This window comes from Streptomyces sp. CNH189, from assembly GCF_000527195.1.
This window is the reverse complement of the sequence record NZ_AZUS01000033.1, coordinates 1-24,578: the sequence shown is the minus strand read 5'-3', so window position 1 is coordinate 24,578 and position 24,578 is coordinate 1. Positions and strand designations below refer to the sequence as shown.

At 74.7% G+C, this 24,578-nt stretch carries 18 protein-coding genes; 11 read left to right on the top strand and 7 right to left on the bottom strand.

The features are described 5' to 3' along the window. Complete coding sequence (locus B100_RS0131940) at positions 1-1,248, top strand: MFS transporter (protein ID WP_024888423.1); 1,248 nt, start codon at positions 1-3, stop codon at positions 1,246-1,248. A gap of 17 nt (positions 1,249-1,265) precedes the next feature. Here the strand turns inward: B100_RS0131940 and B100_RS0131935 are convergent, their stop codons facing one another. From B100_RS0131935 to B100_RS34575, 3 genes are all read right to left on the bottom strand, one after another. Then, positions 1,266-4,181 (bottom strand): helix-turn-helix transcriptional regulator, encoded by a 2,916-nt coding sequence (locus B100_RS0131935; RefSeq protein ID WP_024888422.1) that lies wholly within the window; start codon positions 4,179-4,181, stop codon positions 1,266-1,268. Between the two features lie 177 nt (positions 4,182-4,358). After that, positions 4,359-4,574, bottom strand: a complete 216-nt coding sequence (locus B100_RS0131930; RefSeq protein WP_024888421.1) for a hypothetical protein — start codon at positions 4,572-4,574, stop codon at positions 4,359-4,361. A gap of 150 nt (positions 4,575-4,724) precedes the next feature. Then, positions 4,725-7,856 (bottom strand): type 2 lanthipeptide synthetase LanM family protein, encoded by a 3,132-nt coding sequence (locus B100_RS34575; RefSeq protein ID WP_486585752.1) that lies wholly within the window; start codon positions 7,854-7,856, stop codon positions 4,725-4,727. Positions 7,857-8,295: 439 nt separating this feature from the next. On the opposite strand from B100_RS34575, the gene B100_RS0131920 reads away from it, so the two are divergent. Together B100_RS0131920 and B100_RS37880 are read left to right on the top strand one after the other, a co-directional pair. Beyond that, positions 8,296-8,910: a response regulator transcription factor gene (locus tag B100_RS0131920; RefSeq protein WP_024888420.1), complete on the top strand. Its 615-nt coding sequence runs from the start codon at positions 8,296-8,298 to the stop codon at positions 8,908-8,910. Next, positions 8,907-9,551 carry a LuxR family transcriptional regulator gene (locus B100_RS37880; protein ID WP_051490110.1) on the top strand — a complete coding sequence of 215 codons (645 nt, stop codon included), beginning with the start codon at positions 8,907-8,909 and terminating at the stop codon, positions 9,549-9,551. The genes B100_RS0131920 and B100_RS37880 overlap by 4 nt, the downstream gene beginning before the upstream one ends. A gap of 157 nt (positions 9,552-9,708) precedes the next feature. Here B100_RS37880 and B100_RS0131910 read toward each other — a convergent pair whose 3' ends face one another. The 3 genes from B100_RS0131910 to B100_RS34570 all read right to left on the bottom strand — a co-directional run bounded on the left by B100_RS0131910 (position 9,709) and on the right by B100_RS34570 (position 11,752). Beyond that, positions 9,709-10,443 carry a Type 1 glutamine amidotransferase-like domain-containing protein gene (locus B100_RS0131910; RefSeq protein WP_024888418.1) on the bottom strand — a complete coding sequence of 245 codons (735 nt, stop codon included), beginning with the start codon at positions 10,441-10,443 and terminating at the stop codon, positions 9,709-9,711. A gap of 177 nt (positions 10,444-10,620) precedes the next feature. Continuing rightward, positions 10,621-11,316, bottom strand: a complete 696-nt coding sequence (locus B100_RS0131905; protein WP_158686767.1) for a 4'-phosphopantetheinyl transferase family protein — start codon at positions 11,314-11,316, stop codon at positions 10,621-10,623. 184 nt (positions 11,317-11,500) lie between these two features. Beyond that, on the bottom strand, positions 11,501-11,752 hold the full coding sequence (locus tag B100_RS34570; protein WP_024888416.1) for an MbtH family protein: 252 nt from the start codon (positions 11,750-11,752) through the stop codon (positions 11,501-11,503). A gap of 257 nt (positions 11,753-12,009) precedes the next feature. Between B100_RS34570 and B100_RS0131895 the strand changes: the two genes are divergently transcribed. The 6 genes from B100_RS0131895 to B100_RS34560 all read left to right on the top strand — a co-directional run bounded on the left by B100_RS0131895 (position 12,010) and on the right by B100_RS34560 (position 21,146). Then, a complete protein-coding gene (locus tag B100_RS0131895; protein ID WP_024888415.1) occupies positions 12,010-14,331 on the top strand; it encodes a lantibiotic dehydratase in 2,322 nt (773 codons plus the stop codon). Continuing rightward, positions 14,328-15,860: an amino acid adenylation domain-containing protein gene (locus tag B100_RS0131890; protein ID WP_486585751.1), complete on the top strand. Its 1,533-nt coding sequence runs from the start codon at positions 14,328-14,330 to the stop codon at positions 15,858-15,860. Before B100_RS0131895 ends, B100_RS0131890 begins: the two co-directional genes overlap by 4 nt. Next, positions 15,857-16,957, top strand: a complete 1,101-nt coding sequence (locus tag B100_RS0131885) for a pyridoxal-phosphate dependent enzyme (RefSeq protein WP_024888413.1) — start codon at positions 15,857-15,859, stop codon at positions 16,955-16,957. The genes B100_RS0131890 and B100_RS0131885 overlap by 4 nt, the downstream gene beginning before the upstream one ends. After that, positions 16,954-17,211, top strand: a complete 258-nt coding sequence (locus tag B100_RS0131880) for an acyl carrier protein (protein WP_024888412.1) — start codon at positions 16,954-16,956, stop codon at positions 17,209-17,211. Before B100_RS0131885 ends, B100_RS0131880 begins: the two co-directional genes overlap by 4 nt. A 188-nt stretch (positions 17,212-17,399) precedes the next feature. After that, a complete protein-coding gene (locus tag B100_RS0131875) occupies positions 17,400-19,700 on the top strand; it encodes a lantibiotic dehydratase (protein ID WP_024888411.1) in 2,301 nt (766 codons plus the stop codon). A 936-nt stretch (positions 19,701-20,636) separates the two neighbouring features. Beyond that, positions 20,637-21,146 carry a hypothetical protein gene (locus B100_RS34560; RefSeq protein ID WP_051490109.1) on the top strand — a complete coding sequence of 170 codons (510 nt, stop codon included), beginning with the start codon at positions 20,637-20,639 and terminating at the stop codon, positions 21,144-21,146. Positions 21,147-21,604: 458 nt separating this feature from the next. Here the strand turns inward: B100_RS34560 and B100_RS0131860 are convergent, their stop codons facing one another. Continuing rightward, complete coding sequence (locus B100_RS0131860) at positions 21,605-22,519, bottom strand: NmrA/HSCARG family protein (protein ID WP_024888410.1); 915 nt, start codon at positions 22,517-22,519, stop codon at positions 21,605-21,607. 101 nt (positions 22,520-22,620) lie between these two features. Between B100_RS0131860 and B100_RS0131855 the strand changes: the two genes are divergently transcribed. Together B100_RS0131855 and B100_RS34555 are read left to right on the top strand one after the other, a co-directional pair. Continuing rightward, the gene (locus tag B100_RS0131855) at positions 22,621-23,214 is read left to right on the top strand and encodes a TetR/AcrR family transcriptional regulator (RefSeq protein WP_024888409.1); all 594 of its coding nucleotides are present in this window, start codon (positions 22,621-22,623) and stop codon (positions 23,212-23,214) included. A 1,047-nt stretch (positions 23,215-24,261) separates the two neighbouring features. After that, a partial coding sequence (locus tag B100_RS34555; protein ID WP_037723915.1) for an alcohol dehydrogenase catalytic domain-containing protein occupies positions 24,262-24,578 on the top strand: 317 nt, incomplete at its 3' end.

The window sequence follows — 24,578 nt, the reverse complement described above, 5'->3', positions numbered from 1 at the left end:
ATGGTCACGACCCTCGCCGCGGACCGCCCGCGGCTGTGGGCGCCCGCCCGGCACCGTTCCTTCCGCCTGCTGTGGACGGGGCAGGCGCTCTCCCTGCTCGGCGACGGATTCACCGTCGTCGCCTTCTCCTGGATCACCCTGAGCCTGACCGGCTCCACCCTCACCCTGGGCTACGTCCTGGCTTTCCAGGCCGTGCCCCGCGCCCTGCTCACCCTGGTCGGCGGCACCCTCGGCGACACCTGGTCCACCCGCACCCTCATGGTGGCCTCCAGCTGGACCCGCAGCGCCCTGATGGCCGCCGTCGGCATCGCCGGACTCACCGGGCAGCTCACCGTGTGGATGCTGTGCGCGGCGGCCGCCGCGTTCGGCGCCGTCGACGCCTTCTTCCAGCCCGCCCGCGTCTCCATCCTGCCGTCGGTCGTCGACAAGGACCTGCTCGCCCCGGCCAACGCCCTGCTCGGCGTCGGCGCGCGCACCGCCGCCGTCCTCGGCCCCGCCGTCGGCGGCACGGTCATCGCCCTCACCGAGGCGCCGGTCGCCTTCCTCGTCGACGCCGTCTGCTTCGCGCTGTGCGGACTGTGCGTCGCCCGCATCCGCACCCGCCCCCGGCCCGACACGCCCAAGGCCGCCCCGGAGGAGAAGGGGCCCTCCCTCGGCGCCCGCATCCGCGAAGGCGTCACCTTCACCCTGCGCGACCCGCGTCTGCGCACCATCGTCGCCCTCGACACCGCGGTCAACTTCTGTTACGCGGGCCCCTTCACGGTCGGCTTCGCCACCCTCGCCGACCAGGTGCTGCGCGGAGGCTCGGCCACCCTCGGCGTCCTCAACGGCGCCCTGGCCGCCGGCGCCGTCCTCGGCACCCTCGTCGGCGGGGCGGTCGGCGGACGGCCCCGCGTCGGCCTCCTGGTCGCCGGCCTCGCCGGCTGGCTGGGCGCCGGAATGGCCGTCCTCGGCCTCGCCCAGAACACCCCGGTCGTCATCGCGACCGTCCTCGCCATGGGCTTCGCCATCGGCTACCAGGGCGTGTTCGGACTGAGCTGGATCCAGCGCAACATCCCGCAGGACGTCCTCACCCGCGTCGTCTCCGTCGACATGGTCCTCGGCTACGCCGCCGCACCCCTGTCGCTGATCCTGTGCGGCGCCCTGGCCGGGACGGGACACCTCGCCCTGTTCGGGGTCGTGGCCGCGGTCCTCGCGGTCACCGGGCTCGCGGTGCTCGGATCCCGGGCGGTGCGGGAGATGCGCTGAACCCGCCCTCGGCCCGTTCAGCCCGAACGCAGGGCGGCCGACCGCGCGCACAGGTCCGCGCGGTTGGCCGCCCCCGTCTTGGTGATCAGGCTGGCGATGTGCTTCTCCGCCGTCCGGGGCGAGATGAACAGCCGATCCGCGATGTCCTTGTTGCTGAGCCGCTCCGCCAGCAGCCGGAACACGTCGAACTCCCGGACCGTCACCCCTTGCGTGCGCAGCTGCTCGGGAATGCCGCTGGTGCCGCTGCGGTGCTGGTGCACCGGGGCGCCCAGACGGCGCAGCCCCGCCCGGCAGGCGCCGGTGACGGCCGCGATGTCCCGCTCGTGGAAGTGGTGTTCGGCGCGCCGCAGCCAGCCCACCGGATCGCCCCAGCCGTCCTGGTGCGCGGCGTCCGCGACCAGCCGCAGCCCCAGGTGCTGGGCCAGCGGATACGGCTCCGCCGCCGCCAGCGCCCGCTCCACGGCGGCCGCCGCGTCCGCGTCGGCCCCCTCCCGGCCCAGCAGGACGGCCTCGGCGAGGTGGACGAACTGCCGGTTCCAGCGCATGCGGGCCATCGCCGTCGCCGTGATCTCCGCGTGCCGGGCCCGGTCGGCGTCACCCTCCAGCACGTCCAGCAGGAGCCCCAGTCCGTGGGTGCCGCCGAGATGGTAGGTGGAGGGGTTGTCCGCCTCCATGGCCTGCACCGCCGCCAGCTCCTCGCGGGCCAGCTCCCGGTTCTCCTCGAGCAGCGCGCAGAACGCGCCGGCCAGGCCCCTGGTGAGCGGCTCCTCCTGCGAACCGGCCCCGTCCCACTCGGTGAACGCCGCCAGCGTCGCCTCCATGGCCTGCCGGTCACCGCGGTGGGCCTCCAGCGTGGCCTGCGCCATCACCACGTACCGCACGGCCGGGGCCATCCGCAGCCGGCGCACGACGGCCAGGCACTCCGCGGCGGCGGAACGCGCCACGTCGTCCCGGCCGCGCAGCACGGCGTCCAGGACGAGGATGCCGTCGACGGTGTGCACGATGTTCACCGAGCCCAGCCGCAACGCCTCCGCACGGGCCGACAGCAGCCCGCCGGTGTCGCCCTCGGCCAGCCAGGCGTTGCCGCCCATGCGGGTCGCCGCGTACATGCGCTGCAACGGCAGCCGGTGCCGCTCGGCCGCGGACATCGCCTGTCCGAGCATGGCCTCCGACTCCCACGGATCCCGCTCGCGCGCGACCGTGGCGAGCAGTTCCCAGGCCTGGCAGGCGACGACCGGCAGCCCGTGGCGCTCGGCCGTGTCGGCGGCGGAACGCGCCAGCTTCTCCGCGTGCTGGGTCCGGTCGGGGCCGGGGGTGTCCAGGGCGAGGTAGGCGGCGGTGACGTCCACGGCAGCCGCGGTGGCCTCGTCGGGGGTGCCCGCCAGCACCTCGCGGGCGCGGTCGACCTGCCGGTTGCCGTCGCTCCACCGCCCCGCCGTGTGCGCCACCTTGGCCAGCCGGGCGTGCAGCGTCGCCAGCCGGACGGGGCTCAGCCCTTCTCCGCCGAGCGCGTGCAGGTCGTCGACCAGGTCGAAGGCGCGCGCGAAGTCACCGGCCTCGGCGAGCGCGGGGAGCAGGTTCTCCAGGGCGGCGGCCCGCGCCTGCGGATCACCCCCCTCGGCGAGCAGCGACTCGGCCCGGCTGAGCAGGGTCACCGCCGAGTTCAGGGCGCCCGCGGCCAGGGCGCGACCACCGGCGTCGGCGTAGAGCAGCCCCGCCTCGACCCGGTCGCCTGCCTCGCAGCGCAGACCGGCCGCCAGCGCGCACCAGTCGCCCTCCAGCGCCGGGTGCAGCTCTTCCACGGCCTGGGCGCCGCGCCGGGCCAGCTCCGCGCGCCGGCCCGGCGTCATGTGCGTGAACAGGGCCTTCAGCGTGGGGGAGTGGCGGAAGGAGTACCAGTCGGGCGCGGGTTCGTCGGGGACCACCAGGCGGGCGGCGACACCGGCGTGGAGATGGCCGAGCAGGGTCCGGTCGTCGACCCCGGTGACACGCTGGAGCACCGAGAGCGGGAAACGGCGGCCCAGGACCGCGGCGGCCGACATCAGCGTCAGCCCCTGTGCGCCGAGCCGGTCGATCCGGCGCAGGATGCCGCGCGCCAGCGTTGAGGGAACGTCACGGCGCGGATCGCCGACGGCACGCCAGCCACCGGGACCCTGCACCAGGGTGCCCGAGCCGATCATGGACTGGAGCAGTTCCTCGACGAGGTAAGGGCTGCCCGCACTGTCCTCCCACAGTCGGTCGAGGACCTCGGCGGGGACGTCGCCGGGGCTGTCCACGCCGAGCTGGGCGGCGACCATCTCGTGCACCTGCGGCCGGGACAGCGGCGGCAGTTCGACCACGGTGGCGGCCCCGCGACGGCGGGCCGACTGCGCGAGGTCCAGCGCGTCGCTGATGTCGGTGCGCACCGTCGCCACCAGGAGCACGGGCGTGTAGGCCAGGTTGTCGACCAGGTACTCCAGGACGCCGAGCGTCTCGGGGTCGGCGTCGTGCAGGTCCTCCAGGAGCAGTAGCTGCCCCTGGCCGCGACCGGCCGCGATGAGCAGCCGCAGCACGGCCTCCCCGAGGATGACCATGGAAGTGCTGTCACGTTCCCCGGTGTCCCAGTCCGGGATCAGCCGCCCCAGCACCGGACGGTAGGGGCCGAGCGCGAGGTCGTCCATGGGATCGCCGCCGCGGAACAGCGACATCAGCGCCTCGGTGAGCGGCCGGAACGGCACGGCGGGACCGGTGGTGCTGCTCCGGCCGCGCAGCACCCGCATCCCGGAGCCCACGGCCTGGCCCACCGCCTCCGCCGCGAGCCGGGACTTGCCGACCCCGGCCTCGCCGACCAGGAAGACGACGCTGCCCATGCCCTGCCTGGCGTCGGCCAGGGAGCGCTCGAGCTGGGTGAGGTGGAGGTCCCGCCCGACCAGGGAAGGCGCATGGGAACGCATGAACGCTGATGATAATCGGCCGAGTCGGCCGGGGGCAGGTCGCGCCGGGGTCGAGGTCGACCGCAGATGCGCCGGACCGCGTCGGGTGGGTGCGCGCGCCGGCCGTCCGGTAACGCCGCGGCGCGGGCCCGCCGTGGCGAGCCCGCGCCATCACGTGGAACAGCGGTTGATGCAGAGTCAGTTGGGGGCGGAGACCGAGGTGTCAAGGCTGCTCAGCGTGATGACGATGCCGCTGGTGAGGACCATGCCGGCCAGCACACGGGCGCGGGCGCAGGCGCGGTTGCGACCGGAGAGGGTGATGCCGCCCACGACGTCCTGCTCGGTGCGCGCGGTCTCGGCGGACTCGACGGCGGTGAACTCGGCGGAGTCGGCGGCGGCGAGGTGCTGGTCCATGACGGTGGTCCCTTCTGGTGTCCCGTGTGGGCGCGCGGGTTCGGATCCGGGGAGGTGCCGTGGTGCTGACGAGCGCGGTGCGAGTGGTGCGGGTGTGACGGGTGGAGCGAGTGGCACGGAAGGTGCGGGCGGGTCGGTGGTCGGGGCGGGTCAGTGGTCCGGGTGGTGCAGGAGCAGGACCGACGGGACGGTCCCGGGGTGGGCCAGGCGGAGCAGTCCGTAGCCGATGCCGGCGAGGCCGGTCAGCAGACCGGGGGAGGGGACGTGGTCGGGGGTGGCGCAGCGGTGGCCCTGTGCCTCGACGAGGGCGAGGACGTGACCGGTGTGCCGTCGCAGCGCCGAACGGGCCGTGCTGTCGCCCTGCCCGGCCAGGACGGTCAGGGCCTCCAGCCGGCCGAGGACGCCCTGGGCGAGGCTGAGGTCGGGACCGATGGGCGCGTCCGCGAGCCGCACGGAGGCTTCGAACAGGCTTGCGTCGTCCGGCGGTCCGACCGGGTTCGGCAGCCCGGCGACGGCTCGTCCGGCCAGCCCGTGCGACCAGGACAGGTCCGCCGGATCGCCGTGGTGCGCACCGGAGTCCAACAGGGCGACGGCCGTGCGCTCGGCGCGGGCGGCGCGCTCGGGGCGGTGGCCCGCGTAGCGCCGCAGCGCCCAGGCGATGCCGGCGGCGCCGTCGGCGAAACCGGCGGACGACGGGAGGCCGGAACCCACCACGGCGGGCGTGACCGGGTCCTCCCCGAGCGCCTGCGGCAGCAGGTCCGCGACCTGGTCCGCCAGCCGCAGCGCCGCCGGATCACCGGTGGCCTCGTACGCGGCGACCGAGGCGGCCAGGGCTCCCGCCCGCCCCTGGGCCAGACCGGGGTCGGCGCAGGCCGCCGCCGCGTGCCCCAGGGCGGTGAGCGCGTCCGGCAGACACGCCTGCAGTCCCTCGTCGAGGAGCCCCGCCAGCCGGACCAGGGCGTACACGATCCCGCCGAGTCCGTCGTAGGCGCCGGGGCCGGCGGCCTCGCTCAGCTCGGGGTCCTCGGCGAGCGCCTTGAGCAGGGCCGGCAGCGGACGCACCGCCTCGCGGGCCGCCGCGCCGTAGCGTCCCGAGCCGGTGAGCGCCTCGGTGTGGGCGAGGAACAGGGCGACTCCGCAGTAGCCCTGGGCCAGGCCCGCCCCCATCGGCAGGACGGCCCAGTGGTCGCCCGACACCCGCTCCAGACCGATCCAGTTGGTGCGGGTGCCGCCGCGGACCGCGCGGGCCGCGATCTCGTCGGCGATCCCGCAGGCGGCGGCCAGCAGCCGGGACGGGTCCGGCGCCACCGGCGGCACGGGGGCCGGTGCGAGCTCCGACCGGGGGCGGTCCGGCGGGGAACTCGCCCCGCGCACCGCGAGGGTGGCCGAGATGACCCACTCCTGGTCGAGGCAGTCGACCTCGTCCATACGGCCGATCTTCTCGCGCACCGCGGTCACGGCGGCCACCGGCAGAAGGTCGGGCACGCGGGCACCGTCGTCGGCGGTCACGGCCGTGCCGGTGGGCCGGTGGGTGAAGAAGGGGACGTCACCGCGCCACAGCGCCGCCGTCTCGTGCTCGATGAGCCGCTCGCGCGCCGGGTCCTGCGCGGACTCCGACCACAGCACCGCGAACACCCCTTCCCGGGCCAGAGCGTTGCCCAGCAGCGCGGGGTGGGTGGACTCCTCCAGCAGGGTGGCGTACAGCCGGGTCGCGCGGGCGATGAGCCGGGCCGGACGGTCGCCCCAGCGGGTCAACGGGCCGTCCTGGCCGATCAGTTCGCCGCGGTGGGCGACGATCGCCGCATAGGCGGCGCGGAACCCCTCCAGCAGGGCCGCCGTGTGGTCGGTGACGGAGAGGGAAGTGCCGTGCGGCAGCGGGTGGTTCTGGGCGGCGGGGCTGGCCAGCGGCCCGCGCACCGCCCGCATCGTGTCCAGTCCGCTGTCCTCCCAGCGCAGGCCCTCGCTGGGGAAGGTGCCGTCGGTGTCCCGGCCGAGCGCGGAGATGTCCAGCGCGCCGTGTTCCCCGATGAGCAGGTGCGGGAGCAGGCAGGTGCGGTGGACGGAGGCGGCCAGCGCGTCCGCCGCCGGGTCGGCGCCCGCCGTGAGGGCCTGGCCGAGACCGGTGTGCAGCAGCGTCTCGGCGTCCACCAGGACCGGCTGGTCACCGTACGCGATGACGTTCTCGTAGTGCATGTCGGCGCCGTCCACCGCGTACAGCAGGGCCAGCAGGGCGCCTTGGCGGCGGTAGAAGGTGTCGGTCTCCGTCACCGAGGAGCACCAGCGGTGTTCGACGAACTCCAGCCAGCCGTGGGACTTCCGGCGCAGCGTGCGCGGGGTGCGCAGTCCCAGACCGGGGACCTTCGCGTTGAGCCAGGAGACCAGGTCGTCGAGGAGGGCGTGCTGGTCGAGCGGACGGGGCTTGTGGACGAGGCGGCGGCCGTCCGCGAAGTGCAGGATCGCCACCGACCGGTTGCCCTGGTGGGCGTCGCCGCGGCCGAGGTCGACGCGGACCAGCCGGCCCGGCGTCCGGCCGTCGAGGAGAGCGGCGACCAGGTCCGCGCGGTCGGACCGGAAGCGGGCGACGAGTTCGGCCGTGGCCTCCGTCGCGTCCAGCGCGGTCCGGCTCAGCATCCGCGCCAGGACCGGGTAGGCGGTGAACAGGTCCGACAGTCCGCGCCGGGTGCCGGCCGCCGCGACGAAGGAGGCGAACCGCTCGCGCGGGCCGGCGCCCGCCAGGCGCCGGGAGCGGCGGGCCCGGTGCAGCTCCTGGGCCAGCGTGCGGGCGGCGAGCCGGACCAGCTGGTGGGTCAGACGGCGGGTGAACGCGTCCCGCCACACGGTGGCCTCGGCGTCCGGGACGCCGGCCGTCCGGTCCGCGAGGCGGGCGGCGGCCATGGCGACCAGCGGGCGCACGGCCGGCGCGAACGCGTCGGGACCCTCGCCGCCGACCTCGACCTCCGGCAGCCCCTCGGGGGCCGCGGCCAGCACCTCCTCCGCGTACGACGCCCAGTCGGGCTCGACGGCCCGCTCCGCCAGACGCTCCGCGGGCTCGGCGGCCAGGGCCGCCGCCGTTGCGCCGTCCACACCCAGCCGGTCCAGCCGGAGGGCGAAGCCCTCCGCGTCGCCGACCGTCCAGGGCAGCGGCCCGGCGGCGCCGGTCGCGACGGCCGGCCCGGGGAGCCCGGGGGCGGCGAGCCGCTCTGCGAGGGTCAGCGCCGGGGCCCACCAGGCGGCGGGGAGTCCGGTGCTCCGGGAGGTCAGGAGGCTGGCGGTGTCGGTCACGGGAAAAAGGTCCCAGACCTCCCGCGCCCCCCACATGGGTAACCGTCCCCCATATTCTCCCCGGCCCCCTCCCCACGGGCGGGGGCACGGGGGACGGCACGAGAAGACCGCGGAGGGGAGGGCATCCCCCTACGGGCCCGCGTGACGCGCGGCCCGCGGACGCGACGGGCCGTGCGGGCACGGGACGGGTACCCGGAGGGGCGCGGGTCCCCCATGCCCGCCCCGGAGGGCCGGTCGGCGCCGCTGCTGGGCCCCCACCGGGCCGTCGCCCCCGCCCGGCCGCCCGCCCCACCCCCACGACCCGGGGGCGCCCGGCGCGCAAATGTGGGGTCCGTCTACCGATGCCCCGGCGGTCACGGGGACGGCACGGTGTTCCCCAGTCCCCACGCCAGACCGCCCGCTCAGTCGAAGGGGCGCACGAACCTCCAAGGAGCAGCAGATGGGAGCACCCGTACCTGTCAGTGTGGTCGCACTCGACCCGGTGCTGGAGGCAGGCATCCGCGCGACCCTGCTCGTCCGGCCCGAACTGACCGTGTGCGAGCCCGCCGACGCGCGGGTCGCCGTCCTCACCGTCGACCGCCTCGGCCCCGCCGAGCTGGACACGGTGCGTGCCACCCGCACCCAGCCCCACCGCCCCGCCGTCGTCCTGGTCGCGGGCGCCCTCGCCTCCGGAGACGTCCTGCATGCCCTTGCCGCCGGCGCCCGCGGCCTGCTGCTGCGCCGCGAGGCCGACGCCTCCCGCCTCGCCCACGCGGTGCTGGCGGCCGCGCGCGACGACTGCACCCTGCCACCCGGCCTGCTGGAGGAGCTGCTGGACCAACCGGAAGCTCCCGTGCGCGGCTCCGGCGGCGGCTGGAGCGAGGGCTTGCTGTCCGAGCGGGAACGGTCGGTGCTGCGCCTGGTGGCCGACGGCCACGAGACGGCGGAGATCGCCCAGCGGCTCGCCTACTCGCCCCGCACCGTCACCACCGTCGTGCACGACATCACCCAGCGCTTCCGGCTGCGCAACCGCGCCCACGCGGTCGCCTACGCGCTCCGGGCGGGCCTGCTGTGACCGCCACCCTGACGGCGTCGCCCGTCACCCCGACGTCTTCCGGCGCCACGGTCACGACCACCCCCGCCGTCGTGGTGCGGGTCGTGCCGGCGCCGCGCGCGGAACGGGTCCGCGCGCTCGCCGAACGCGCCGGACTCCGGTCCGCCGCCGACGAGCCGGCCCCCTGCGCCACGGTCACCGTGATCGTCGCCGCCGACGCGGACCAGGCGCTGCGCGCGCCGCGCCCGCACGGGCCCGTCCTGTTCGTCTGCGACAGCGTCGCCCCCGAAGACCGGCGGCGGATCCTGCGCGCCGGAGCGGTCGTCATCGGCGCGGCCGAACTGGACGAGGAGAGCCTGCTCAGGGCCGTCCACCGGGCCGCGTACCCCCATCCGAGCATCCCCTACCCGGAGTTGTCCGGAGCGCTGAGCACCAGGGGCCGTGCGGACGGTCCGACCCGCCGGAGACCGTCGGCCCTGACCGCACGGCAGACGTCCGTCCTGCGGCTCATGGCCGAGGGCCACGGCAACGCGGACATCGCGCTGCTCCTCGGCTGTTCCGAACACACCGTCAAGAACGTCATCTACGAGCTGATGACCCGGCTCCAGGCCCGCAACCGCGCCCACGCGGTCGCCCACGCGGTACGCCAGGGCCTGGTCTGATCCCGGTCCGATCCCGGTCTCCGAACCCCGTCGGGGGACGGGGGCGCTCACGACGCGGGGCACGGGACCGCGCGGACCCGGTGCGGGGGCGCCGGGGGCCGGTCACCCGTCGCCCCGCGCGGTCGTGCGAGCGGCGGTGGCCGGTACGGGGCCGGGGTCACGCCGACGGAAGCAGACGCGGCTCGATCCGCTCCTCCACGGCCCGGCCGTCCTCCCGCCGCACCACATACGCCGCCTTGCGCGGCAACTCCGCCACGGCCTCGACGAGTCGGGTGCCGCGGTAGACCAGGCCCACCCCGTCGTCGGTGCAGTGGGCCTCGGTGAACGTGCCGTCGGCGACCAGCCGGTGGAGCAGCGGGCGGCGGCCCTCGTCGGAGTCGTAGTGCACGCCGTTGCCGTAGGGGAGCAGCGCGAGTCCGTCGGTGACGGCGCGCAGGTCGGGGCCGAAGGAGTCGGTGGTCCCGCCCTGGTACCAGCAGATGGAGCCGGCGCTCACCCCGGCGAGCACCACCCCGGACCGCCAGGCGCGCCGCATGATCGCGTCCAGGCCGTGGACCCGCCACACCGCGAGCAGGTTGGCCACCGAACCGCCCCCCACCCACACCACGTCGTGGTCGAGCACCGTGGCCTCGACGTCCTCGACGTTGGGCATGGGAAACAGCTGGAGCGGAGTGAGGTCGTAGCCCGCCACCCGGGCCGCCTCGGAGACCCGTGCCGCGACCATCTCGGCGTCGCCCGCCGCCGTCCCCACGTGGAGGACACGCGGCCGTCGGCCGTGCACGCCGGAGAGGTCGACCGCGTGGTGCACCAGGGCGTCGAAGAGCACCCGCGTACGTCGGCCGGGGCGGAAGCCGCCTGAGGTGGCGACGATGGTGGGTTCGGGCGCTGTCACGGGCGTGATCGTATCCTGGTCGCCACGGTGGAAGGCGTGCGTTGTTCGTGAAGGCGGCGCGCGGGCCGGACCTCTCGGGGCGCAGCGCCCGGGCGTTTGCGCACGGCTCCGACGAAACGCCAACAGCGCGGCGGGGGAACGGAGTTGCCCGTTCCCCCGCCGCGCTGCCGTGCGCGGTCAGCACGTGCGCAGTCCCACCGCGGCCGCATAGCCGGAGGGCACCAGGACGTCGCGCACCGCCCAGCCCGGCGCCGGGTCCGCGGGCGCCGGACCCGTGCCCAGGTAGTCGAGCGCGGGGTTGCGCACCAGGCCCGTGCCCAGACCCTTGAGGTAGGCCTCTTTGCGCACCCAGGCGCGGGTGAACGCCGCCGGCCTGCCGTAGGCGGGCAGTCGCGCCAGCTCGTCCGCCTCCGCCCGGTGCAGCGCCGACTGCGCGCTGAGCATGACCTTGACGGTGGCCAGCTCCTCCACGTCGACCCCGACCGGCGCCGGCGCGAGCGCCACCAGCACCAGACCGCCGCTGTGCGACAGGGAGAAGTGCACCCCCGACGCGGACAGCACCGGCCGCCCGTGCGGCCCGCCGCAGCCCGCGCAGGGCTCACGGGTCAGCGCCAGCGCGTCGGCCCGCACCCCCGTCACGACGCTCAGCACGTTCCGCAGCGCCGCGTGGGCGACCACGTAGGCGTCGCGGTCCCGGCCGTACCGGAAGGCGCGGGCACGGGCCCGCTCCTCCGCGTCGAGGACCTCGCGGGCGTACCGCAGGGTCTGCGCGTCCTGCTCCGCGACCCGGGCCAGATACAGCTCCACCGGGGCCCGCAGGGCCCGCGGGCCCCGCGCGGCGCGTCCGTCCCGCAGTCCCGACAGGTCCAGCACCGCCGGACACAGCCGCTGCGGCAGCACCGGCGGCGCGCCGGACCCGGACAGCGGCGCTCCCGGTGGCGCGGCGCCCGGCGCCGGGACTCGTGCCGGCTGGACTCCTGGCGTCGCGGCGCCGGGAGTCAGGGCCCCTGGTGGCGGGTCGTGGGCCGAGGGTCCCGGGAGCCTGCCCGGGAGCCCCTCAGGCATCTGCCCCGGCCAGCCGCCGGCGCAGGCTCAGCGGACGCATGTCCGTCCAGATCACGCCGATGTGGTCCAGGCACGCCTGCCGGCCGCCGCGCACCCCCTCCGGGTACCAGCCCGCGGGCAGCTCACGGTCCGCCCGCCAGATCGAGTACTGCTCCTCGTCGTTGCGCACCACGAGGTACTCCTCGTCGGTGTCCGGGCGGGCCTCCTCGGCGTCCGCGCCGTTCGCGAAGTCGGGTTGCGTCACGGTGAACCTCCCGCGGGTGATGGGGCCGGCCGCAGGTCACGGCCGACGCCGACAGCGTGCACCGGGCCCGCACACCGAGGTCAGGGACGAACACGCCGACCCCGCGGCACCTGTTGCTGCCGGATCTTCTCTGTCGGCCCGCCCCCGCCGCGCGGGACCGTGCTGTCCGGCCGGAGAACCCGGCGAACCCGGGGCGGACCACCGTCCGCCCCGGGGCCGGTCGCCTCCCCGCACCCCCTTTCCGGAAGGAGCACGCGATGTCGGACGAGCACGCACCTGTCCTGCTGCCGGGCGGAGGCTGGCGGCTGTGGGAACAGTTCGCGCTGCGCGGTCCGGGCTTCCCGGCCGACGGCGTGCTGCGCCTCGCCCCTCCCGGACTGGCCGAGGCGGCCGACAAGTTCACACCCGGCGCCCCGCTCACCGGCCCCGAGTGGGACGGATTCACCGAGGAGCTGGCCGCCGCCGCCGTGGACACCGCCCGCCACCTCCAGGAGGTCGCCGCCCGGCCCCGCTTCCAGGCGGCCCTGGCCTGGCAGAACCCGGCCGTGCTGCGCACCGGCATCGCGCCGTTCCTGCGCTGGGACCCCGACACCGACAAGCGCAGCAGCATGCCCCGCCAGCGCGAGGAGCTCGTCGCGCACTACTGGCAGCGGTTCTGCGTGAAGAACGACACCATCGGCTTCTTCGGCCCCGTCGGCTGGGGCCGCTGGGACCTTGCCGCGACCGACGCCGTCGCCACCCGCGCCGGAGACACCTTCCTCGCCGCGAGCGCCGTGTACTTCTCCGGCTGGGCGATCGACGCCCTGGCCAAGGTGCTCGCCGAGGACCCCGCGCTGATGCGCTGGATCCCGCCGCGCCGCGTCTCCCTCGTCCGCACCGACGGCACCACCGTGCGCGTGCCCGGACGGCCCGCGCAGCAGATGACGGACCGCGAGGCGGCCGTCCTGGAGCTCTGCGACGGAACCCGCCCGGTGCCGGAGATCGCCGCCGCCCGCGACCTCACCGAGGACGAAACCGAAGCCGTGGTCCGGGACTTGGTCCGCCGGCGCTGGGTCCACTGGCGTCTGGAGGTGCCCGCGGCCACCCACCCCGACCGCGCCCTGCGCGCCATCGTGGAACGGGTCCCCGACGAGGAGGCCCGCGACCGCGCCCTCGCCAAGCTCGCCGTCCTGGAGCGCGGGCGCGACGCCGTCGCCGGCGCGGGCGACGACGCCGAGGCGCTGACCTGCGCCATCGGCGCCCTGGAAGCCGACTTCGCCACCCTCACCGACGCCGAGGCCCAGCGCGCCAAGGGCGCCCGGACCGCCCCCTGCCGCGGACTCGTCTACTCCGACACCCGCCGCGCCGCCACCGCCACCGCCGGGCCCGGCCTGCTCGCCCACCTGGAACCCCTCCAGCTGTGCCTGACCGCCGCCCGCTGGATGACCAACCGCTTCGCCGACGGCATCCGTGCCCGGCTGCGCGCCGTGTACGACCGGCTCGCCGCCGACGGCCCCGTCGACCTCGCCGCCCTGTGGCTGCACACCCTGCCCTCCCCGCACCCCGAGGCCGGCGCCCTCATCGACGCCGTCCAGGGCGAACTGCGCGCCAAATGGGCCCGGTTGCTCGATATCCCGCCCGGCGCCCGCCGCGTCCGGCTGACCACCGCCGAACTCGCCGCCCGCGTCCGTGAGGAGTTCGAGGAGCCCGGCGACGGCTGGTCGCTCGCCCGCTACTTCAGCCCCGACGTCCTCGTCGTCGCCGAGGACGAGGCGGCGCTGGCCCGCGGGGACGTGGAACTGGTCCTGGGCGAGATGCACAGCGCCCTCAACACCATGGGCGCCTCCCTCTTCGTCCACCAGCACCCCGACCGCGACGAGCTGATCGCCGAGACCAGCCGCGACTTCCCCGGCCCCCGGCTGCTGCCCATGCTCGCCAAGGAACTGCCGCTGAAGTGGTCCACCCGCAGCCGCCCCTCCCTCGACCGCGACCAGGACCACTACGTGGCGCTGGTCGACCAGACCGGAGACCCGCACCGCCCCCGCACCGCGCTCGGCGCCGACGTCCCGGTGGAGGACGTCGACGGCAGGCTGACCGTCCTGCTCCCCGACGGCACCCGCTACGACCTCCTCGACGCCTACGCCAACACCCTCACCCAGCGCGTGATGGACCGCTTCACCCTGCGCCCCGAGGGCGACCACACCCCCCGCATCAGCGTCGACCGCATGATCCTGGCCCGCGAGACCTGGCAACTGCCTGTCGCGGAACTCGACTTCGCCGACGAGAAGTCCGAGGCCGCGCGCTTCGTCCGCGCCCGCCACTGGCAGCGCCGCCACGACCTGCCGCGCTTCGTCTTCGTCGTCTCCCCGACCGAACCCCGCCCGTTCTACGTCGACTTCGACAGCCCCGTCTACACCACCATCCTCGCCAAGGCCGCCCGCCGCCTCGCCCGTACCGACCCGGACGCCCGGCTGAAGGTCAGCGAGATGCTCCCCACCCCCGAACAGGCCTGGCTCACCGACACCGACGGCCGGCGCTACACCTCCGAACTCCGCTTCGTCGCCGTCGACCAGACTGTCACCGCCGAGGGGGACCAATGATGCGCACCCTCGCCGACGACCTCGCCGAACACGCCGCACGGCACCCGGACCGGATCGCCCTGGACACCCCGGACGGGCCCGTCACCCACGGGCAGCTCGACCGGCGGACGCGGGAGGTGACCCGGCTGCTGCGCGCCCACGGGGTACGCCCGGAGACCGTCTGCGCCGTCGCCGTGGAACACGGCCCGGACGCCGTCGCGGCCATGACGGCCGTCCTGCGCTGCGGCGCCGCCTTCCTCACGCTGGACGTCACCCAGCCCCGGGACCGGCTGGCCTCCTTCGTCCGCAGCGCCGGCGCCCGCCTCCTGCTGACCACGACGGCCCACGCAGCCACCCTCGACCTCGGCACGCCCGTGATGGAGCTGGATGCGCCGGGCCCCGATGCCCCGGACGTGACGGCCGCCGACGCGTGGCACCCGACGGTCGCCGACACCTCCGCGTCCCCGGCCGTCGACCCCCACGCCCTCGCCTACGTCAGCCACACCTCCGGCAGCACCGGCGAGCCGAGTCCCGTGTTCGTCGAGCACCAGGCCCTCGACACCTACCTCCGCGACACCGCCCGCGCCTTCGGGCTCGGCCAGGACACCGTCGCCCTGCAGACCGCCCCGCTCGGCTACGACGCCTCGATCCGTGACACCTTCGCACCCCTGCTGGCCGGGGCCCGCCTCGTCCTCGTGGAGCGCGCGCGGCTGCTCCGCCCCGCCGATTTCGCCCGCACGGTGCGCGAGCACGGCGTCACCGCCCTGCTCAGCGTCACCCCTTCCTTCCTCACCCACCTCGCCGGACAGCGCGACCTGCCCGACCCGCTGGCCGGCGTCACCCTCGTCGCGTCCAGCGGCGAGTCCCTGCGGCCTTTCCTCACCGCGGGCGGCCGGTCCCTCGTCCCGGGCCGGCTGGTCAACCAGTACGGGCCGACCGAATGCACCATGACGACCACCCGCCACGACGTCCCGGCGGACCCCGACCCGGCCCACGACGTGGTCGGCCTGCCCCGGACCGGCGCCACCGTCCGCGTCCTCGGCCCCGACCTGACCCCCGTCCCCGACGGAACCGTGGGCGAGGTCTACATCGGCGGCACGGGCCTGGCCCGCGGGTACGGAGGGCTCCCGGCCCGCACGGCGGCCGCGTTCCTCCCCGACCCCTACGGTCCGCCCGGCTCCCGTATGTACCGCACCGGCGACCTGGGCCGGTGGACCCCGCAGGGGCTGTGCTACGAAGGCCGCGGCGACCGCCAGATCAAGATCCGCGGCTACCGCGTGGACCCCGCCGAGGTGGAGGGCGCGCTGCTCACCCACCCCGCCGTGAGCGGAGCCGTCGTCACCCCGCACACCGACGACCGGGGCCGCGTGTACCTGGCCGCCCACGTCACCGGCGACCACACGACGCCGGACGCCGCCCTGCGCCGCCACCTGGCCCGCACCCTGCCCCCGCACCTGATGCCGCGCCGCTTCCTGCGCCACACGGCCCTGCCCACCACCCGTGGGGGCAAGGCGGACCGCGGACGCCTGGTCGCAGGGAGCACCGCATGAGCGCACCGACCACGACGGGCCGCCCGACCACGACGGGCCGCCCGACCACGACGGGCCGCCCGACCACGACGGGCCGCCCGGCCGCCACAGTCCGCCCGACGACCACGGTCCGTCCGGCCACGCCGGCCGCCGTCCCGCAGCCCGCGCTCGACGTCCACGGGCCCGCCGACCTCGCCGTCGCCGCCGCCCGCATCGCCCCGTACACCGTGCGCACGCCCCTGCTGCCCGGCCCGACGACCACCGTCTGCGGTCCAGGCCTGCTCCTGAAGGCCGAACACCTCCAGACCGGCGGCTCCTTCAAAGCACGCGGCGCCGCCAACGCCGTCCTCGCCCTCGCCGCCGACCGCCTCGTCACCGGTTCCTCCGGCAACCACGGCATCGCCCTCGCCCGCATCGCCCGCACCCTCGGCCTGGACCTGACCGTCGTCCTGGCCGCCGGCGCGGCCCCCGCCAAGGCCGCCGCCATCCGCGCCCTGGGCGCACGGGTCGTCCAGGCCGGCGGGGGAGTGGCCGAACGCGAGGAACGTGCCCGGACGATCGCCGAGACGACCGGCGCCGCCCTCGTCCCCTCCTCCGACCACCCCCTGGTGATCGCCGGCCAGGGCACGGTCGGCGCCGAAGTCCTCACCGACGCCCCCGACACCGACACGGTCTACGTCCCCGTCGGCGGCGGCGGCCTCCTGGCCGGCGTCTGCCTCGCCGCCGCCGGACACCCCGTCCGCGTCGTCGGCGTCGAACCCGCGCTCACCCCGCGCTACGCCCGCTCCCTGGCCGCCGGACACCCGCTCCAGCTGCCGCCGACCCGGACCGTCGCCGACGGCCTGCGCGGGCAGCGGCCCGGCCACTTCACCTACCCGATCATCCGCGACCGGGTCGACGACCTCGTCGCCGTCGGCGAGGCCGAGATCCTCGCCGCGGCGGCTCTGCTGCACCGCCACGGCGTCGAAGCCGAACCCAGCGGCGCCGTCGCCCTCGCCGGAGCCCTGCGGGCCGCCCGGCGCCGCGAAACCGCCGTGGCCGTCGTCTCCGGCGGCAACACCACCGCCCGACTCCACACCCTCACCGCAACCACCACCCTCCGGAAGGACACGCCATGACCCAGAACTCCGCCACCGCCGTCAGCACCCTCGACCTGCTCGTCGACATCTTCCGCGACGTCCTCGGCTATCCCGGCCTCACCGCGGACACCGACTTCTACGAGGCCGGCGGCGACTCCCTGGCGGCCTTTCAGGTCACCGGTCGCCTCCAGGAGACCCTGGGCTGCGACGACATCCCGGTCTCCCTGGTCTTCGCCTACCCCACCCCGCGCGACATCGCCGAGGTAATCGACGCGGACTTCGGCCGCGACTGAGAGGAGGGCCGGCGCGGCGGGCCCCGCGGTGCCTGCGCCGCCCTGACGTCGCCCGACAGGCGCAGGCACCTGGGCCGCCCGCCAACCCTGCCGGACACAGGCACCGACCGACACCTCAGGACCCACCACACACGCCCCTTACACGACCACACCTCCCTCGTCCCGTAACGCGTCAAAGGAGTGCCGTCATGTCCGAAGACCTCGTGCCGTACCTCGGCAGATGGCGCCTGTGGAACCAGTTCGCGCTGCGCGGGCCCGGCTTCCCGGCCGACGGCGTGCTCCGCCTCGCCCCGCCCGGACTCGCCGAGGCCGCCGACAAGTTCACCCCCGACACCCCGTTGTCCGGCCCCGACTGGGAAGCCTTCGCAGCCGAACTGGGCACCGCCGCCGTGCAGACCGCGCACGTCCTCCAGAACATCGCCCGCACCCCGGCGTTCCGCGAGGCCCTGGCCTGGCAGAACCGCCCGCTGCTCGACTCCGGCATCGCGCCGTTCCTGCGCTGGAACCCCGACACCGACAAGCGCAGCAGCATGCCCCGCCAGCGCGAGGAGCTCGTCGCGCACTACTGGCAGCGGCTCTGCGTGAAGAACGACACCATCGGCTTCTTCGGCCCCGTCGGCTGGGGCCGCTGGGACCCCGAGGCGTCCGGCGCACACATCGACCCGGGTACCGGACTGATCGCCGACTCCACCGTCTACTGGGCGAGCTGGGGCATCGACGCGGTGGCCAGGACGCTGGACGCGGACCCGGCGCTGCGCGAGTGGATCGCCCCGAGACCGGTCCCGTTCGTCGTGCTGAACGGGAACGAGGCACGCGTGCCCGGCCGCCGTCCGACCACGGTGTCCGACTCCGAGGCAGCAGTCCTCGCCCGCTGCGACGGCGTGCGTCCGGCCCGCGACATCGCCGCCGACCTCCCCGGCACCGACGTGGCCCGGACGCTGCACGACCTGGTGGCCCGCCGCTGGGTGACCTGGCGACTGGAGGTCCCGGCCGGCACCCACCCCGAACGCGCCCTGCGCGACTGGCTGTCGACCGTCGGCGACCCGGACCTCAGGCGACGCGGCCTGGACGCCCTCGACCTCCTGGAGCGGGGCAGGGCGAAGGTGGCGGCGGCCACCGACGAGACCACACTCCTCACCGCACTCCAAGACCTCGAACGCGACTTCACCGCACTCACCGACACGGCCGCGACCCGCGAGAAGTCGGCCTCCACCGCCCCCTGCCGCGCCCTCGTCTACAGCGACACCCGGCGCTCGGCCACGGCGCGCCTCGGCCCGGCCGTCGTGGAGGCACTGTCCCCGCTGCGCCTGCTGATGGACAGCGCGAGCTGGCTCACCGCCCGGCTGGCCGCCGTCGTGGAGACCGAGATCCGCACGGTGCACCACCGCCTCGCCGCCGGCGGCGACCCGGTCGACCTGGCCTCCTTCTGGTTCGCGTGCCTGCCCGTGCTGCACGGCACCGCCCGTACGGCGGCGAGCGAGTTGCAGCGAGAGTTCGCCGAGCGCTGGCAGCGGATCCTCGCGGTCCCGGAAGACACGCGCAGGGTCACGCGGCGGGCCGTCGACATCGAAGAGTCCGTGCGGCGGGAGTTCGAGGGCGGCGGGGGCTGGACGGCGGCCCGCTGTCTCAGCCCGGACGTCATGATGGCCGCCGACGGCCCCGAGGCCGCCGCGCGCGGTGACCTCACCCTGGTCCTCGGCGAACTCCACCTGGCCGCCAACACCTTGGGCGCCTCGCTCTTCACCCATCAACACCCGGACGTCGACGAGCTGTTCGCCCTGACCGACCAGGACCACCCCGGCCCCCGACTGATGCCGCTCATCCCCAAGGAGCACCGGGCCCGGCTCTCCGCCCGCGTCCGGCACACGCTGGTACGCCCGGAGGACTACCAGGTCGCCCTCACCGACTTCACGGCCGACCCGGCTCGCCCCCGCGCCGTCCGCAGCGCCGACGCGCTGGTCGAGGAACGGGACGGCGCCCTCGTGGTCCGGCTGCCCGACGGCGCGGTCTTCCCCGTGATCGACGTCTTCTCCCACGTCCTGACCACGCTGTCGATGGACCTCTTCCAGCCGCTGCGGCCGGCCGCCCACACACCCCGGGTCACGGTCGACCGCCTGGTCATCGCCCGCGAGGCCTGGCAACTGCCCGCCGCTAAGGCCGCGTTCGCCGACGACAAGGACGAGGCCCGGCGCTTCGTACGGGCCCGCCACTGGCGCACCCGCCTCGGCCTGCCCCGCTTCGTGTTCGTCGTCTCCCCGACGGAGTCCCGTCCGTTCTACGTCGACTTCGACAGCCCGGTCTACGTCACCATCCTGGCCAAGGCCCTGCGCCGACTCGCCCGCAAGGACCCGTCGGCCACGGCGACGTTCACGGAAATGCTCCCGACCCCGGAACAGACCTGGCTCACGGACGACGAGGGCCACCGCTACACCTCGGAGCTGAGGTTCGTCGCGTTCGACACGCGGGGGAGTGAGGCGGAGGGGGAGTGAGGCGGAGGGGCGGCCCTGGCTTGCGGTTCGGAAGCGTGGTGGGCGACGGTGTCATTCCGCTGGGGTCAGGCATTCGGTGAGGAGACCGACGACGTCGTGCCAGGCTCGCTGGAAGGCCAGGATCAGCACCGGGAACTCCCTGTTCGGCGACCGAACCTCGACGTACCCCTGGCCGCAGGAACGCAGGTTCGTGGGGAAGAGGAACTCTCATCCGTGGATCGTGTCGGACGAACTATGGTCGCTGATCGAGCCGTTGTTGCCGGAGCCGGGGCCGAAGTTGGTCGCGGGGCGGCCGGTGAAGCTGCAGGGGCAGGCGCCCTTCACCGATGCCGAGTTCCACGATCCACTCCGGAGGTGCGGGCCGCCTTCGACGCGCCGGACGGGCGCCGGGGTAGGCGTCCGCCGCCGGTCGTCGAGCAGGCCTCCGGCGTAGCGGCTTCCGTCAGTGCTGTCCGGGCCCAGCCTGTCGAGGCGCCTGGGCAGGCCACGGGTTGGGGGGAGCAGCGGGGGCAGGGGGTGTTTGCCCTGATCCGAAGGGCGCTGAGCCGACGGGCGCCGCACCAAGGGGAGTTGGTGCGAACGAGGCCGGGACGGCTGACGGCGAAGCCTCGACCGAGCGTCCCCTGCGGGCCCCCACCACGACGGAAACGCCCGCGATCTCCAGAGCGATCCCACCCATACCGAGGAGGATCGGAGTGTGCAGGCCGTCCTCGGTGCCGCAGATCTGCACCGGCTCCTGTCCCAGTTCAGTAGCTCGGCACTGCCACCCTGTGGCGTCGTCCATGTCCCACAGGGCGGCATAGGCGAGTAGGGCAAAGCCGGAGAGCATCAGGGCTATCTGCAAGATGCGGGCCATCGGTGACATGGTCAGTCACCATAGCGGTCAGGTGCGCTCTGCGGGCACTGTCACGTCGGCCGGCCGGCCGGATGGGGGGTTTGACGCCTCGCTCGGGCTGCGGCGGGGCGACGCCGGGGCGGTGCTGCTGCACGCTGCCGGCGCTGCACTACGGGATCGCCGCGCTCGACACCGGCGAGGGCGGCGGTGTCACCGGCCACACCACCCGGCGCACGGTCGGCGCCGACTTCGAGTCCAACCACCTCTCCGGCACGGCGATCGCCCTGCGCCCCACGGCCTACCCGCTCGCCGGGAGCGAGAGGCTCTGGCCGCACCAGGAGGCGATCGTGCGAGACATCCTCGCGGACTGCGAAGGCATGGTCGTCTGGGGCGGTGATCTGGACCCCGTGCAGGTCTCGCACCTCCACATCGCCGCCCGCCCCGGAGACAGTGCCCTGGCCCCGGGTCGCAGCGCGACTCGCCCCCGTCCGGGCCACCGCGGCGCGGACCCGGACCGCCGGCACGGTCGCCGACCCGGCCATCCCGTCCCGCCGCGCCAACGCCCGCCGCCTGCACCGGGCTCAGGGCGAGTGAGCCGCGCGGAAGGGTGAGCGCGGCGACGGGCCACACCCAGGTGTCCAGCCCATCCGAGACCGGCAGCCAAGGGCCGGGCAGCCGAATCACCACCGACTACCTGATCACCGGCCCATACTGGTCTCGGCCCCCTCCGGCTCGCCCGGCTGGTCACCCTGCTCGCGCAGCCTGTGGAGGCCGACGGCGGAGCCCTGGTCGGCGTTGCCGCGTCGGTCGGCGCGGCTTCCCCCGTGCTCCGCTGCTCGGTTCTCCCGGAGCATTTCGTACGCCCCTGGTCGAGGCGGTGCGGGTGGCCCGGTCCGGAGACGCGCTCGTCAGCCCGCAGATCACTGCACGCATGCGGCAGGCTGGCCAGCGGGTGCGGCGAATCCTGCAACCACCGCGGCGGGGATGACGGGGCAGGGCTACTCCAACTCCTCGCCCCAGTCCGCCCCGGCGGGCGATGCCGAGCGTCACAGCGCCGGGTACGCCCTAGCTAGCCGGACACGGGCGTCAGCTGCTCTTCCGCCCACTCGGCGAAGGTGGTGACCGGGATGCCCAACTCCTGGGCGAACTCGGGCCGGGCGGGCTGGAGAACCGCGTTGTTCCACTCGTGTCCGGCTCCCCACGCCGGCATACCCGCATCGAGGGCCTCTGCCAGGCTCATGGAGGGCGCGGTCACGGGCTCGCCCCAGGCGGCGGACAAGGTCTGCGCGATCTGCTCCATCGTGCGCAGGTCACCGGCCAGTTCCAGTTCCACCTGATGGAACCGGTCGGGGTTTCGAAGGGCGTGCGCCACAGCCGTTCCGATGTCCCGCACGGCTACCAGGGCCAGTTCGGTATCCGGCTTCAGTACCGTCAGCAGTCCGCCGCGCGGCCCCTCGGGTGCCAGCAGGGGCAGGTTCTCCATGAAGAAGGCGGGCTTGATCACCATCCAGCGGGCAAAGCCCGCACCCCGCACCGCCTCCATGATCGCCTGCTTGGTGTGGAAGTAGTCCGCCATCGCCGCCCAGCGGCCCTCGGCCCAGCCGACGACCCGGGTGTGCTCACCGACTCCGCTGGTCGAGGACTGCACGAACTGCCGTACTCCTTCAGCCTTCGCCGCGCCCACCAGGTTGGTGGCCTGGGCGAGCTCGCCCGCGAAGTCCACGCCGGTCTCGGTCATGGGCGGCATCTGCACCGAGAACACCGCGCGTACTCCCTCGACCGCTGGGCCGAGGGAGGCCGGGTCGGAGAGATCCGCCCGCACCAGCTCGGCGCCCAGTGCCTCGATCGCTTGGGCGGACTTCGACCGCGGATCGCGTACGAGTGCACGTACGGGCACCTCGGCGGCCAGGAGTGCGCGGGCCGTGGCCCCGCCTTGCCGGCCGGTAGCTCCGGTGACCAGGACCGTACCGCTGTTGACGGGCATGGTTGCTGCTCCTCATGGACCGGGGAAAGGAAACGGCGGGGCCCGCCGTTTTGTCTGCCGCTAAGATATGGCGGGGCCCGTCGTTTAGCAATGAGGAGATCATGACCGGTCAGCGCTCGGACGCCCGACGCAACTACCAGTGCATCCTCGCCGTCGCCAAAACCGAGGTCGCCGCGCACGGCGCCGAGGCATCCCAGGAGCAGATCGCCCGCACCGCGGGCGTCGGTTCGGCGACCGTGCGCCGTCACTTCCCCACCCGCCGCGCCCTGCTCGAAGCCGTCTTCCAGGAGCGCATCAAGGACCTGTGCGAGCGCGCCCACCGGCTGAGTACGACCGAGGACGGCCGCACCGCCCTCCTGGAGTGGCTCCACGCCCTCGTCCACTACGCCGTCTCAGCCCGCGGATTCGCCAACACCCTCAGCTACGAGCCCCCCGTCGAGGAACCCTCCCCGCACTCCTGTGGCGACACAATCGCAGCGGCCGGAACCCCCCTGCTCCAGCGGGCCATTCGCGAGAAGGCGGTTGCACCGCACGTCACCTTCCACGACCTGCTGACCCTCGCCGTCGGCATCGCCCTGGCCACCGAGCACCACAAGGACCCCGAGACCCAGGCCGACCGCCTCTTCCGCCTAGCTGTGGAAGGGCTCAGCCCTGAGCGCGGCATCGCTGAGGGGACTGCAAATCGTTCGGTGTAACTCCCGATCACGGAGGATGCATCGATGACCAGTGAGAACGTGGCCGAGCAGGATGCGGCGCGCCGCATCCCGGCCGACCGGTCCGGCTGCGCGCGGAGCGGGACCTGCTGGAACGGGCCCGCGCCGTCTCCTTCAGCCCCTTCAGCCTGCCCGGGCAGCACCGGCGCAGCCACCGCGACTACCAGGCCCGGGTCCTCACTGACGCGGTGATGACCGCCATCGCCGCCGTCGAGCCGTTCACGGACGATGCCCTGGACGGGCTGTGGCCGCTCCTGCGCCACCTCTCGTGCCCGCAGACAAGGCAGGTGCCGAGGTCGTGTCCGCCGTGCGTGAGGGCCCGTGGTCTTCGCCGGGTGGGGTACGGACAGTGCTGGTGTGCACCTACATCCGCACCCTCGGTGCCGCAGATGACGAGGCCTTCACTGAACATCTTCGGTCGATGGACGACGAGTGATGCCATCAGGCACGCCGAGCCGCGTCCCTTCGGCTGCCAGGTGTCGCCGGTACGTGTCGTGGTCGTAGCCTCTGGAGGTGCCGTCAGCGGGTCATCCCTGAGCTGAAGCCCGGTTCCTGGGGCAGGTACTCCGACGGCCCCGGGGTGCAGCACGAAGCAGGATGCCGCACAGGGCCTGAGCGATCCCCAGTTCGTCCAACACGATTCACGGCCGCGACTGATGCTTCCTTACCCCCCGGCCAGCGAGCAGACGGGTCGATGGTTGCTTGATCAACCACTTCTATTGGGACCTCTATGGCGCACCAAGGTCCGGTCTTGGCGGCCCACGAGGGCCACGGGCCGCGCGCGGGCACGCGTCCGACAGTCCGTTCCGTGTTGCCGCTGTCGCACAGCGGTGGTGGGATGGTCACGCTCTTGTGTGCGACACGGGAGGAGGTGACGCCGGGCGACGCCGGCCCGCCCCGCATCCGGCCGCCGCCCAGGGCCTCGGTCGAAGGCGTTCGGTGCGCAGCCGAACTCCCCGTGTGCAGCCCGCACCCTCAGTCATCGTCTACGGCATCGGGGGCAGTCGCTGCCGGCCCTGGAGTCACACCGTGAACACTTACCGAGTCGCGCAGGTACCCACCGCGAACGGATCCTTCGAGATCGTCGAACGCGAGCTGCCCCGACCGGGCTTCCGCCACGTGCGCATCGCCGTGGAGGCCTGCGGGGTCTGCCACAGCGACGCCCTCTTCGTCTCCGCCGGCATGCCCGGTACGCCGTTCCCGCTCGTCCCCGGGCACGAGGTCGCCGGACGCATCGACGAACTCGGCGACGGCGCCGAGGACATGGGCTGGCAGGTGGGGGAGCGGGTCACCGTCGGCTGGTTCGGCGGCAGCTGCTGGCACTGCGTCCCCTGCCGCAGGGGCGA